Source organism: Levilactobacillus brevis, assembly GCA_021383565.1.
Lineage (GTDB): Bacteria > Bacillota > Bacilli > Lactobacillales > Lactobacillaceae > Levilactobacillus > Levilactobacillus brevis_B.
Genome location: CP079699.1, coordinates 1,194,715 through 1,208,043 on the forward strand (window position 1 = coordinate 1,194,715; position 13,329 = coordinate 1,208,043).

12 protein-coding genes and 1 tRNA gene are annotated in these 13,329 nt (G+C 49.0%); 5 read left to right on the forward strand and 8 right to left on the reverse strand.

Annotation, left to right across the window (positions count from 1 at the left end):
* Positions 1-46: 46 nt before the first annotated feature.
* On the reverse strand, positions 47-499 hold the full coding sequence (locus KB236_05590; GenBank protein UIF30175.1) for a universal stress protein: 453 nt from the start codon (positions 497-499) through the stop codon (positions 47-49).
* 155 nt (positions 500-654) lie between these two features.
* Entirely contained in the window at positions 655-879 is a 225-nt protein-coding gene (locus KB236_05595; protein UIF30176.1) for a hypothetical protein, read from the reverse strand.
* Positions 880-1,199: 320 nt separating this feature from the next.
* On the opposite strand from KB236_05595, the gene KB236_05600 reads away from it, so the two are divergent.
* The gene (locus KB236_05600; protein ID UIF30177.1) at positions 1,200-1,736 is read left to right on the forward strand and encodes a hypothetical protein; all 537 of its coding nucleotides are present in this window, start codon (positions 1,200-1,202) and stop codon (positions 1,734-1,736) included.
* Positions 1,737-1,888: 152 nt separating this feature from the next.
* Here KB236_05600 and KB236_05605 read toward each other — a convergent pair whose 3' ends face one another.
* Positions 1,889-2,887, reverse strand: a complete 999-nt coding sequence (locus KB236_05605; protein ID UIF30178.1) for an IS30 family transposase — start codon at positions 2,885-2,887, stop codon at positions 1,889-1,891.
* A gap of 249 nt (positions 2,888-3,136) precedes the next feature.
* Here KB236_05605 and KB236_05610 point away from each other — a divergent pair, with 249 nt between their 5' ends.
* Positions 3,137-4,333, forward strand: coding sequence for an ISL3 family transposase (locus tag KB236_05610; GenBank protein UIF30179.1), 1,197 nt, complete (start codon positions 3,137-3,139; stop codon positions 4,331-4,333).
* Positions 4,334-4,633: 300 nt separating this feature from the next.
* On the opposite strand, the gene KB236_05615 is transcribed toward KB236_05610, so the two are convergent.
* From KB236_05615 to KB236_05625, 3 genes are all read right to left on the reverse strand, one after another.
* Positions 4,634-4,706: transfer RNA gene (locus KB236_05615), tRNA-Arg, on the reverse strand.
* A gap of 56 nt (positions 4,707-4,762) precedes the next feature.
* Complete coding sequence (locus tag KB236_05620; protein UIF30180.1) at positions 4,763-6,097, reverse strand: DEAD/DEAH box helicase; 1,335 nt, start codon at positions 6,095-6,097, stop codon at positions 4,763-4,765.
* Between the two features lie 15 nt (positions 6,098-6,112).
* The gene (locus KB236_05625) at positions 6,113-7,114 is read right to left on the reverse strand and encodes a Gfo/Idh/MocA family oxidoreductase (GenBank protein ID UIF30181.1); all 1,002 of its coding nucleotides are present in this window, start codon (positions 7,112-7,114) and stop codon (positions 6,113-6,115) included.
* A 166-nt stretch (positions 7,115-7,280) separates the two neighbouring features.
* Between KB236_05625 and KB236_05630 the strand changes: the two genes are divergently transcribed.
* On the forward strand, positions 7,281-7,652 hold the full coding sequence (locus KB236_05630; GenBank protein UIF30182.1) for a DUF4828 domain-containing protein: 372 nt from the start codon (positions 7,281-7,283) through the stop codon (positions 7,650-7,652).
* 473 nt (positions 7,653-8,125) lie between these two features.
* Here KB236_05630 and KB236_05635 read toward each other — a convergent pair whose 3' ends face one another.
* Together KB236_05635 and KB236_05640 are read right to left on the reverse strand one after the other, a co-directional pair.
* A complete protein-coding gene (locus tag KB236_05635) occupies positions 8,126-8,887 on the reverse strand; it encodes a Lyzozyme M1 (1,4-beta-N-acetylmuramidase) (protein UIF30183.1) in 762 nt (253 codons plus the stop codon).
* A gap of 119 nt (positions 8,888-9,006) precedes the next feature.
* Complete coding sequence (locus KB236_05640; GenBank protein UIF30301.1) at positions 9,007-9,864, reverse strand: MurR/RpiR family transcriptional regulator; 858 nt, start codon at positions 9,862-9,864, stop codon at positions 9,007-9,009.
* 259 nt (positions 9,865-10,123) lie between these two features.
* On the opposite strand from KB236_05640, the gene gntK reads away from it, so the two are divergent.
* Both gntK and KB236_05650 read left to right on the forward strand, forming a co-directional pair.
* Positions 10,124-11,674, forward strand: coding sequence for a gluconokinase (gene gntK / locus KB236_05645; protein ID UIF30184.1), 1,551 nt, complete (start codon positions 10,124-10,126; stop codon positions 11,672-11,674).
* A gap of 166 nt (positions 11,675-11,840) precedes the next feature.
* The gene (locus tag KB236_05650) at positions 11,841-13,199 is read left to right on the forward strand and encodes a gluconate:H+ symporter (GenBank protein ID UIF30185.1); all 1,359 of its coding nucleotides are present in this window, start codon (positions 11,841-11,843) and stop codon (positions 13,197-13,199) included.
* Positions 13,200-13,329 lie beyond the last annotated feature (130 nt).

Here is a 13,329-nt window from a genome sequence, read left to right on the forward strand (position 1 = left end):
TTGTATATAATTTTCACATGCGGTCCCACAAAGCCCGGTAAATCGCCTAACGAACAATCATCACGGAAACTGGAGAATATTTTGCCATGTAAGCAGCTTGGCTCCCGAAATACTTCCGTACACCGGTCTGCGACAGCGACCCAATCACCAACAGGTCGGGCTTAACTTCGGGAATAATCGTCTTCACAATCGTTTCACCTGGGTCCCCTTCACCAATGATGATGCTGACCTTCGCAATGCCAAAGCGTTCGGCTAATTTTTGATATTGTTGTAAATGTTTCTGCAAGTCGGCCCGTTGCCCGTGGACGTAATTCTTACTCAACGCCTGGTAAATGTTCATGTTGTCTGACTCCAACACGGAACAGATGACCAACTCACACTCGTCAAACTTGGCCCGATTCATCGCATAGCGGAACGCCAGCTGTGCATCGGGGGAATCGTCTACCCCAACTAAAATTCGACTAAATTTCTTAGGATTCATTGATTCTGAATTTTCCATCGAAAATCCTCCTCTTGTTTGAATACCCTTATTATAAAGGAAAACGGTACCAAACGCGAAATTTCCTGCGAAACTTTCCGTTTAATACCGTTTTATTTTTTCTAATAGTGAAGTGCTGCGGCTCATCAGCTGTGACAAGCCACGTTCCTAGCAGCCTACTCTTTTTTCTTGGACTTTCCTTGGAACATGCCCCAGCTCTTCATCCAACCAATCAGGAACATGATGATGTAGAATGCCGCGGCTACCGTGGAGAAGATCGCGAAAATCATTTGAATAATCCCCACGCCACCGGAAGCCTGCGCACCGCTAAAGAACCAAAAATACCACGTTAGGGCCGACCAGAAGATCGCCCGAAATAAGAGTTTAAATCCAACACCCATGTGAAATAACCCGCTCTCTTAAGAATTTTTCTTTTCCATTATGTATCGGCCAATAATATTTTTAATGATTACTGATTAACCCACTACAGTTAACCAGCGAACTTATCTTATATTCTGGCACGGATATTTTTAAAAGTAAAGCGCTTTTACGATCAAACACCACGTGAGACGGCGCTTCTCGCGTGTCACCGTTACAATTAAAACCAACTGGCTAAACACGTTGAATTAAAGGCCTGATAATTATGACCGCAATATCAAATAATTAATGCAAAACCCCTAAAAATTTGATAGACTTAACTCATATAAGGGAGGTCTGGATCTTGACAATTAAGAAGCTTCTAGTCGCGTTAACGGCGGCAATTACCCTTTTACTCGTCAGTCCCGGTCAGGCATCGGCTAAGACTTGGCACTATGCGGTCACACCGTCCAATTCGTTCTCAACGAAGACGTTCGCTCGCGCATTTATGTACGGTAACCATGAGTTTATGGAACTGTATCAGGCCAAGCGCAACGCCGTTCACCGGACGCCGGATTCCGGACGAACCATCTCCAATCGACAGGTATTTTACGCCCGTAAGACGGCCAACAAACACGTTTACGAAATTATTTATCAGAAAAAATATTACTACATGAATACTTACGATACCCACCTCTACCGCTACAACACGTGGCGCAGTGGTCATAAGCTCATTTCAACCGTGAAACCCAATCAGCCGAAAAAGGTTATGCTCAAGGCCAAGACCCACGTCTACCGCAATCAGTACTGGCTGTACAACTATAGCGGTCAGAACTCCCCGGCCTATCTCCGGTACCGACTAGCCGACAGCGGCAAGTGGGTGATTCATTACGAAAAATAACGATGCTAAAATAAGACGCGCTTGGCCCTGGCCAGACGCGTCTTATTTGATTTTTATGGTTCTAAAATATCTGTTGTTGGTAATCAACTTAATTGGTTACTGGCAGCGGATATTTTTGTATACTGTATAGAGTAAAAATGGGTGACGAATTGTCAAGTCAAGCGCAACTTTATTCCAAAGAAAATTTCTGATGGACTCTTCCAGCCTAAGACCTTACGTGGTCGGTTATTTAATGTTTCAATGAACTGACAGATATCTTGGTCAGTGAGTTGATCTAAATCAGTTCCTTTTGGGAAATACTCACGAATAAGACCATTTGTATTCTCGTTAGTTCCCCGTTGCTGTGGTGCGTGTGGATCTGGAAAATAGACCGGAATACCTAGCTCTTGACTAACTTCACGATATCTTGCGAATTCAGTCCCACGATCCGGCGTAAGCGTACGAACTCGTTTGGGCGTCACAGTATGCAATAAGTCAATCATAGCTTGTGTAACGTTCTTGGCGTTTACTTTGGAAACTCGTTGAGATAGTAAGTAACGTGATTTACGGTCCACCAACGTAACTAAAGCTGAACGTCCAGTCTTACCTCGAACGGTGTCACCTTCCCAATGGCCAAACCAGCTCCGGTTATCACACGACACTGGCCGCTCATGGACTGAAGGAACATCATTAAACCGCCCCCGTCGTTCATTGATTGTTCCTTTGACCTTGCGAGTTTTGCCACGATGGCGGAGTTTACGGGCAAAACCACGAGCGCCACGACTCTTACGTTTAATTCCCAAATTATCACGTTCAATTCCGCGATAAATGGTGTTGTAACTAATTCGCCATCCACTATTTTCGTGAAGTAAACGCCCTGAGATTTGTTCGGGAGACCATTGGTATTGAACGATGCAGCGAAGGACAAAATCTCGTAATTTCAGGTCAGTTAGGAGTCTAGGACGGCGGCTCTTCAGTCGGCGCCTTTGGTAGCTCTCTTGTGCTTTGACAGCTGAGTATGCATCACGACCGCCATTGCGTGTAACTTCACGTGATACAGTGGCTTTAGAACAGCCAATTTTCTCCGCAATAACTTGATAGCTATCGTTTAAAGTGACGCCTAACAGTATGCATTCTCGGTCTTTTAAGGTAAGATGTTTGTACGAACTCATAGCCTAAAATCTCCTTTAAATGATTGTTGTGGTGACTTCATTTTACAGGACTCAGGCTATGAGTTCCTTTTTTATCTTCTTACTTGTTGCACTTCAATTGTAAATTCGTCGTACAAAAAAGGGATATAGTCGCAGATCTATGTCCATCCACTACCACATTTCAAGAGAAAGAAAGTGACTATATCCTATGTCCAATGATACTAAAATTATTCTGGGATAAAAGACCCTAATATCAAAAAACTGAAAATAATGAATCCCTTAGAAGTAAAGGGACCACTCAAGGTACAGGCACTTTTAGACTACCGTCCAAAAGCTTGTCCTAAATGTGGCGTTTTGAACCAGAAGAGCATTATCAAATACGGTTGGCGTTGGACCACGGTTAAACTCCCACAAGCCGTTGAACGAGACGTTAAACTTCACCTTAAAAAACGTAATTTCAAGTGTAAGCAATGCCATCAATACTTTCTGGCAGAAACGTCGTTGGTTCAGCGAAACCACACCATCTCTAACGTCAGCCGGATCTCGTGTTTAGTAAAGCTCAGTGAGACGGTTTCAATGCGGCATATCGCAAACGAATTAAACATTTCGAGTACGAGTGTTTTACGAATCATGCGTAGCTACCAACCGGATATTAAGACAAATTACAGCTGGTTGCCAGCAGTTATTAATATGGATGAAGTCAAGTCTACCAAAGATGCCAAAGGTGCAATGAGCTTTGTCTTTATGGACGGTATGCGAAACGAATTTATCGATATCCTTGAATCACGAACCCTGTATGATCTCGAAAAATACTTCAATCGATATACTAAGGCTGCGCGAGAAGGCGTGAAAATCATTGTGACAGATATGAATTACACGTATCCGCAATTGACAGAAACCGTTTTTCCAAACGCGATTGTGGTAACCGATAGGTTCCACATCGTGAGTTCTATAATGCGTGGTTTCAATCGTGTGAGAGTTCGTATAATGAAGTCCTATGCCAATTCAAATATCAAACATAAGATCTTAAAACGATACTGGAAACTACTCTTAAAACCTAATGAAAAGCTGAACTTCAACGCCTATCATAATTTCACTCATCTCTCAGGAATTAATACTGAGAATAGTACGGTCGATTACATTCTCAGCTTCAATGATGAATTACGCCAAGCGTATGAGCTTTTACAGACCGTTCGGCGAGCCGTCAAGTATCGTCACACGTCCAAACTAGTAACCATTCTAGACAAGAAGAATGATTACTCCGAAGAGCTTGAAACACCGTTAAATACGTTGAGAGAACACCAAGAATCTGTGTACAATGCGCTAAAATACAATTATTCTAATGGACCAATGGAAGGTATCAATAATAAAATCAAAGTAATCAAGCGAGTCAGCTACGGATTCGGTTGTTTTAGTAGCTTTAGATTAAGGATTCATCTAGTATTCGGAATTAAAAAGGCTGCCTAATCATAATACGATTAGGCAACCTCAGACAGCCGATTACCAACAACAGTTGACAAAGAGCCATTTTTATTGCCGAAACGTGCGACACCAGACAGTCAGCTCCGCTTAACGCCACTAAGCAAATAATCCAAGCCCAGGATTCTTCACTTAGTAACGCCCACTCATTGTTTATTGCCAAAACGTGCGGTGCCAAGCAACCGGCTCCGCTTAACAACAATAAGACAAGAATCCAAAAACCAGGATTCCTGCCTTATTATCGTTATGCTCACCAGCTAATCGCTTGGCACCGCACTCTTTTAAAAATGGCCCCACCCGGACTCGAACCGGGATCATTCGCTTAGGAGGCGAGTGCCCTATCCAGTTGTGCTATAGGGCCAATAAAAATAATCCGCTATTAAGTTTACCACGGATTATTTTATTTCTAAAGAAGAATTACTGCTGCGCATCGCGGTCGCGCCACTTTTTTCGCATTCCCTTATTCTTCGTGTGGCGATTCTTATGCTTCTTTTTCTTACTAGGATTAGGCTGTCGCTTCGGGGCAGCGGGACCCTTGCCCTTCTCCGAGACGGCCGTCGCTGTGGCGGCTGATGTGGTTGCCGTTGCCTTCGTCGCCGTCTGCCGAGTCGTGTCAGCAACTGACGACTGAACCGGGGCAACTGCAACAGGCTTTTCGGTGGTCAGGGTGCGTCCGCTAAAGTACAGTGGGACCAACTCGTAGTCCGTATCCTTTAAGAGCTTTTTCAGGTCCCGCAAGTCGTGGTCGTCACCCAGACTGATGACCTGACCGGGCTCGCCCATCCGCCCCGTCCGACCGACCCGGTGAACGTATTCATTCACCGAAGTCGGCAGATCGTAGTTAATCACGGCTGGCAGCTTCGGGATATCCAACCCCCGCGCCGCCACATCCGTGGTTAACAGGAGCCGCGTCCGTCCCAGACGAAAGTCCTGTAAGGCCTTTTCCCGTTGGACTTGCCGCAGGTCACTGGTCAGACTAGCCGCGGACATGTGCTCGTGGTAGAACCGCGTCGCCGTTTGTCGCAAGGTGCTGGCCTGTTTGAAGAAGACCAACGCCCGGAAGTTCGGCATCGCCAGCATTCGTTTAAGCATCTGATCGCGCTTGCCCATCCCGACCTGCAACAGGCCGTGACGAACCTCGCCCTGCGTCTGGTCCTCCTGGCGCACGTCAATCCGGTTCACTGTCTGGCCGAACCACTGGTCCAATTCGTGAAGAATCGGCGTGTCGGTTGCGGAGAAGAAGCCCAATTGGACATCAGCCGGCATATTTTGCGCAATTGACCGTACCGTGTCCAACGTGTCTCCCGTCAGAAGATCGTCGGCTTCGTCCACAATCAGTAAGGACACGAGATGGAGCTTTAATTTACGGTCGCTGACTAGGTTCAATACCCGGCCCGGCGTTCCCACAACCACTTCTGGTCGCTTCTTCAAGCGTTCCGTTTGGCGTTTGACGTTGGCGCCCCCGGTCAACGCGACCACCTTTAAATCCAACAATTTAGCCCAGTCACGCATGACTCGGCTGGTCTGAATCGCCAATTCCTGAGATGGTTCCAACACAATCAATTGGGTTCCATCTCCCGGCAGCAGGTTCGCCAACGCCGGCAACGTGAAGGCCACCGTCTTCCCCGAACCAGTCGGCGCGAGGCCCAAGACGTTCTGGTCTCCCGCTAACGGTTCGTAGACTGCCGTTTGAATTGCGGTCGGTTCAGTGTAGCCCAAGTCTTTAAAATGAGCCTCGAATTGTTTTAACATGTTTTTTTCCTCTTTCTAGTGTTGATCGGCTGGGAACTTCAGGTTAGCAGAGACCCGCAAATCGAATAAGACTTGATTGACGGTCAGACTCCATTGTAACCACCGTTGATAGTCGGCCGCGTTTTGTGCGTTGTCGGGATCTTCCAAGATCCGCGCAAAGTCCTCGGCTTCCGGCAACATTGGGTTCGCCAGTTCAGGTGAACTCAGATCCGTGGCCGTACCATCCGCCGCGCGTTCTTGCACGTGGGTCAATTCCCCAGCACTGTCAATCGTAATGGTTTCTTTCAAGCCGTAGATTTCAGATAAGCTGTAGGAGTTGCTGGTCTTGCCGAAGTTGACGGTTACGTCGAAATCCCCGTAACGGAGAACGGCCAGGCCCTTTCCATCGGCGCCGGTCGCAATGATCGTCGGGAAGAACGCGACGTTTTCGGGTTGACCAAACAGCGCAATCGCCAGGTACAACGGGTAAACCCCCAAGTCCTGGAGTGCCCCACCGGAGAATTCCTTGGTGAAGACGTTCGGCTGTTCGCCGTCTAAGACCTTATCATACCGTGACGAATATTTCATGTAAGTCAACGCCGCACCCTGCACCGTTGGCAGTCCCGTCAATGCTTTGGCGATCGCCTTAAAGTTTGGTGTGTGGACGTGACGGGCAGCTTCGAAGTATTTCACCGCCGGGTGTTGTTTTAATTCCGCCATAATCGCGGCCATTTCACGCCGGTTACTGAAGGCCGGCTTTTCCACGATCACGGAGATGTCACGGTCAATCGCGGCCATGGCCTGCTTGAAATGTAAACTATTGGGTGACGCAATGTAAACCACGTCCAAATTGGCTTGGTCGAGCATGGTTTCGTAATCGGTATAGCTCTTTTCGGCCTGGTTCTTGTCGGCAAAGGCCGTCGCGGTGTCTTGGTGCCGAGAGAAGACCCCGGCTAACGTGTACCGGTGCGACAAAGCAACCGCCTCAACCAATTGTTGCGTAATCCAGTTCGTTCCTACAGTTCCAATGCGAATCATTGCAATCCCTCCATCAATTATCTATCGTTAACTTTATTCTAACAGTCGGGCCGCACGAGCGATAGCAATGAATTAAATTTCTTCCAAATCCAAGGGAAAAAGCGCGTGTTTTCTGTCCAAAAATGTTATATTGAGAGTAACTACTAATTCAAGGGAGGGATTACCGGTGAAAGGTCGGGAGATCGCATTATTTGGCATTTCACTCATGGCTGGTTTAACTAGTGGATTCTCGTTGCGCAATAAGAAGAAGCAACCTCAACCCAGTGAGTCGCCACTGTTCTATGTTGGAACGTGGCAGTTTGTTGACCCCCACAACCAGCGGCGTCACCGGTTAGAAATTAGTCCTAATCTTGACGTGCAGATTGATAACCATCCCCTTCAGGTTTCCGTGAAGAACTTGAACGACACGCAGCTTACCTTCCAAGATAAGTTCGGCTACCACCTGACGATTCACGCCAACGAACGTCAACCAATTTCCTTTTTCGATGAAGCCGACGATTGTACTTATGCGATGAAACCGCTGGACTCGACGGATTAGTGCCGCCAGGGTTCCGGGATACTTAGACGCATTAGACATTATTTTAAATTTTTGAGCCGAGACGTAGGTCTGGGCTCTTTTATTTTGAATGAAAAAGGCCCAATCCCCAATCGGATTAGGCCCCACAATTTTGCTCTTATTATTTGCCGAAAGTTGAAAGTTTATGAAATACGTTCCAGTCCCCAGCTGACAACATTTGGCTAGCTTAATTGAATACCCCTCATGTAGCCGTAAGTGAGTCAAATTTGGTCTCAGCCGTGGGATTTTCCAAGTATTCTGCTTGGAAAATGGCGTCTTTGAGACGCGGGCTGTCGGCTCAAAGCGAGGGAAAAGACCGCCCTTTGGCTTGGCCCGTCCTCCCCACCGCGATCCAGACCAAATTTAGCGAACGGTAAGGCGGTCAGCACGCGACAACCACTATTATAGTGGGCGTTACCCTTGTTACACTAAGCATCCTAGCTTTCAACCTTCAGTTATTTGGTAAACGCATGCCATTCCAGTCGGCTGCCGTTGAACACCGACTTGGCCACCGCCAAGTCCTGGCCGTTCTGCGTAATGCTACCGTTGGCGTCGTATTCAATCAGCTTGACTTGCTGGGCGTGTCCGGACAACTTGCCGCCCGCCGTCCAATAATCTTGTTGGGGCAGGACCGGTCGGACGAACTGCGTCAATACGGCGCGACTGGCAAAGATCACCACGCCCTGGTGGTAGCGCCGACTTAGCAGTTGCACGAGGTGTTTGAGCTTCTGGCCTTGTGTGGCCATGTCCGTATTACTACTATTATATTTACCGTAATAACTCACGGCTACCATAATTGGTAAGGTTCCGGAATCTTGCTTAACGGTCGCCTTGAAATGCTGATACTGACGCTGCGCCGACGTTGTAAAACTAAAGGTATGGGCCACGCCAATCTGAATATCGGCGCCCTGCGACCGCGAATAATTATCGCTAAAATCATCATCGGTATAGGTCGCACCCGAGGTGGCCTGTAGGTAGGCAAAGGTCTCGTGCTTCGCCAACTGCTGAAAGTCCACGTAACCACTGTCCTGATTGATGGTCACCCCACGCACGGGATAACTGGCCACCTGGGCCCGTTGGTGAGCGTCCCACAGATGCCAGCCCCAGCCACCGCCGACCAGTAAGAGTAGCACGGCCACAATAATCAGCCAACGGCGATAACGGCGCCGACGCCGAAACGTATTATCATATATGGGTTGATAGTCGCGCCGTTTCACCGTTCATCACCGGTCCCCTTCACGTGGTTTTGGCCATTACGAGCCTGTGGCCGTCCGTAAATAAAGACGGCATCCTCAACGAAATTTCCAGAGGTATGCCGTCTATTATACCATGACTCTTACGAATCGTAGCGGGTCTGTTCAATTACGTCTCTGACCCGGGTCAAAACTGGTTTAGTACGTGAAGAACTGCGCAAGACAGTCATCATAAAAAGACTGTCGAGGATGGTCATCTGCGAAATCAACGAGTACATCCCCTCTGAACGATACTTCACCTCATCCGTCAGCGACAGGAACGTTACCGCCGCTGCTTGGGCCAGCTCGGAACCACTGTAGCTGGTAATGACAATGATGGCGACTCCGTTGCGTTTGAGCTCGCGGACAATCTCCAGCGTCTCGTGATTCCGACCTGAATGGGAAATCACAATCGCGCAGTCCTGCGCCGTCATCCGCGCTGCCTGCATCAGTTGAATATCATAATCGGGATGGTAGGTCACATTCAGTGGCGTCCGTAAGAACTTATGGTAGCCATCCAAGGCGGCGACCGCCGAGCCCCCTAGGCCAAAGAAGGCCACCGTTTTCGCGTTAATAATTTTAATGACGGCCCGCGCCAAATCATCTTCGTTCAGCGCTTCATTTGTCGCCCGCAGCGAATTAATGGAAAAGCGGAAAGTCTTGTTCGCAATCGTGGCGAGCGAGTCCCCTTCGGCCAATTCTGGAAAACTGTTTTGTTGCGGCGTCATCTCGGCTGCGGTGTGGGCCAAGGCCATCGTAAATTCCCGATAGTTCGAGTAATCCATCCGCTTGACGAAGCGTGAAATGGTTGCGGTAGAGACCCCCGTAGCACTGGCCAATTCCTTAATCGTCATTTCACTGACCACGGCTGGATTATCCAAGGCCAGCTGGGCCACCTTCTTCTCCGTACGAGACAACTGATCATACGTCCCCCGAATTTTTCCAATGGTTGAGCGTGCGATAGTCGCCGCCCCCTTCCAACAATTTTTAAAAGATTACCTTTTGTAAACATTTTACAACATTTCGCTTGAAAAGTGAAACTTCTTTTCATATAATAAGCGAGACGGAAATTTTTCATTTGTGCCTTGAATTGGTGACTTGACCGCCCTTTTTTGGTCGACTGAAGGCCTAGGCGTTGCGTTCTTTGCGCCGATGCGTTATCGTTCAAGGCAGGATGTTTTTTTTCATTTAATAACTTGGCACCACGAAAGGAAGAGCACTATGGACTACATGATTGGGGTCGACATTGGGACGACCAGTGTGAAGACCGTTCTCTACGATACTGCGGGTAAGATGCAGGGCTACTCAAATAACCTCTACCCCCTCTATCAGGACGTACCGGACATGGCCGAAGAAGATCCAGAAGAAATCTTTTCTGCGATTCTGGATGGTTTAACCAGCGTTTTACGGAAGGCCGACCTAAAGAACGGTGATCTCCGCGGCGTTTCCTTCTCCGCAGCGATGCACAGTCTGATTTTATTGGACGAAAATCACAAGCCGTTAACGCGGGCCATTACTTGGGCCGACAACCGGGCGGTCAAATACGCCGACGAACTGCGTCAAAACGGCGTGGGCAAACAACTCTACGAGAAGACCGGGACCCCGATTCACCCCATGACACCACTGAGCAAGCTAATCTGGTTACGCCACGAAAAGGCCGATCTGTTTAAGCAGGCTCGCTGGTTTGTCGGGATCAAGGAATACGTCATCTACAAACTATTTGGTGTCTTACAAGAAGACTACTCCATCGCCAATGCGACTGGGCTCTTCAACATCTTCAACATGGACTGGGACGACCAAGCCTTGGAAGTTGCCGGGATTACCCGCGACCAACTGCCTAAGCTGGTCGACACCACGGATCAACTGACCGGGATGAAGGCCGACTACGCCGGTGTCATCGGGATGGATCCGCAAACGCCATTTGTCATGGGTGCCTCTGACGGTCCTCTGGCCAACTTAGGGGTTAACGCCATCGATCCTGGCGTCGTAGCGGTCACCATCGGAACTTCCGGGGCCGTGCGGGTCGTCACAGACAAACCTAAGATTGATCCTAAGGGCCGGGTCTTCTGTTACTACCTGTCCAAGGATCACTGGGTTGTCGGTGGCCCCGTCAACAACGGTGGGATTGTCTTCCGTTGGGTCCGCGACCAACTCTTCGCCCCAGAAAAGCTGACCGCTGAACAAATGCACGTGGACTCTTACGATCTCTTGACGGAAATTGCCGAAAAGATTCCTGCCGGTTCCGACGGCCTGATCTTCCATCCATTCTTGGGTGGCGAACGGGCCCCAATCTGGGACGCCAACGCCCGTGGATCCTTCTTCGGTTTGACGCGGACACATTCACGGGCTCACATGGTTCGGGCCGCTTTGGAAGGGATTGTTTACAACCTCTACACCGTGATGTTGGCCCTCGAAGAAGTAGTTGGCAAGCCATCCAGCATTCAAGCCACCGGTGGCTTCGCGCGTTCCGCCCTCTGGCGGCAAATGCTCGCTGACATCTTTGAACAAGACGTCACGATTCCAGAAAGTCCAGAAGGAACGGCCCTGGGTGCCGCAACCTTAGGGATGTACGCCTTAGGCATGGTCGATGATCTCCACGTGGTGAAGAACTTCATTGGGGTGGCTAACGTCCACCATCCAAATCCCGACACTTTCAGTGCTTACCGGGCATTAGTTCCAATCTACATTCGTCTGAGTCGGCAACTGCAATCTGAATACAAGAACATTGCGGAATACCAACGGACCCATGTTAATGTTTCCAAAGAAAAATAGATTAATCCCTTAATTTTTCAGAAAGTAAGCGAACAAACAAATAAATTTATGAAACGTTATTGTGGCTTTTTCTTAACGGATTGGGTACAATAATGTTTGCTTACAGTGAGAAGCCGGTGCTGATGCATCGGCTTTTCAAAATTCTAAAAATGAAAGGGCTTACCTTATGGAACTTATAGCTTTAGTCATCGGGGTCATTTTTTTGTTGGTTTTGATCATTAAGTTCAAAATCAATACTTTCGTCTCCCTGATCTTAACCTCCGTCCTCACGGCGATTCTGCTGGGGATGGATCTCACCAAAATTGCCACGACCGTTGAGGCCGGGATTGGGAGCCAATTAGGCGAACTGTCCTTGGTCTTTGGATTTGGTGCCATGCTGGGTCGGTTAGTCGCCGACGCTGGTGGGGCCTACGTTATTGCCACTACTTTGATTGACAAATTCGGGAAGAAACGCCTGCAAATGGCCATCATGCTCGCTTCATTTATTCTGGGCATCGCGCTTTTCTTCGAAGTTGGGATGGTTCTGTTAATCCCTATCGTCTTTGCCATCGCGATTGAAGCTGACGTGCCCATTCTTTACTTGGGGATTTCCATGGCAGCCGCTTTGTCCGTTACTCACGGGTTCTTACCACCCCACCCGGCACCCGTTGCCATCGCGGCCATTCTGAACGCCAACGATGGAAAGGTCCTGTTGTTCGGGTTAGTCGTCGCGATCCCTAGTGCGATCGTGGCTGGCCCCCTGTTTACCAAATTGGCCCAGCGTTACGCGCCAGCCGCCTTTGAACGAAAGGGTAACCTGTCGTCATTGGGTGAAGTTAAAACGTTTAAACCCTCTGAATCACCGAGCTTCGGTCTCTCCGTTCTGACCTCGCTGTTCCCCGTTATCCTGATGGCCATCACGACCATCTACAAGATGACGGTCAACGGTGGAGCGACGCCGACCAAGAATGCCTCGCTGCTCGATCAGATTGTCGCCTTGATTGGGGACCCCGCCATTGCCATGTTGATTTCACTGATGGTGGCGATGTTCACCATGGGCTGGGGCCGGAACCGAAAGACCTCGGAAATCATGGCCTCGATTGAAAACGCCGTGAAGTCCATCGCCATGCTACTCCTGGTCATCGGGGGTGGTGGCGCCTTCAAGCAAGTCCTCATTGACGGTGGCGTTGGTAAGGAAGTCGCCAAGATCTTTATCGATTCCAACATGTCCCCGCTGATTCTGGGATGGCTGGTTGCCGTCGTGCTCCGGGTCGCCCTCGGGTCGGCCACCGTGGCCGCACTGACCGCCGCCGGGATTGTGGCTCCACTGATGGCGCAGGCCGGTGTCGATCCCGCGTTGATGGTGCTGGCCATTGGGGCCGGGTCACTGGCCGCTTCTCACGTGAACGATGCCGGGTTCTGGATGTTCAGAGAATACTTTGATTTGACGGTCAAACAGACGCTGAGCATTTGGACCGTGTTGGAAACCGTGATTTCAGTCGTCGGGCTCCTGATTGTCCTGCTGCTGAACATGGCTTTCCACTAGTCCCCCACCAGCAAAAAATTAATCGAATAAGATAACATCTATATCCGAAAACAGTTGGCAACTCGTACCATTCAGTTGCCAACTGTTTTTCATTTTCGCTTAACCGGTCTCAAACCATTTCACTTCGTTT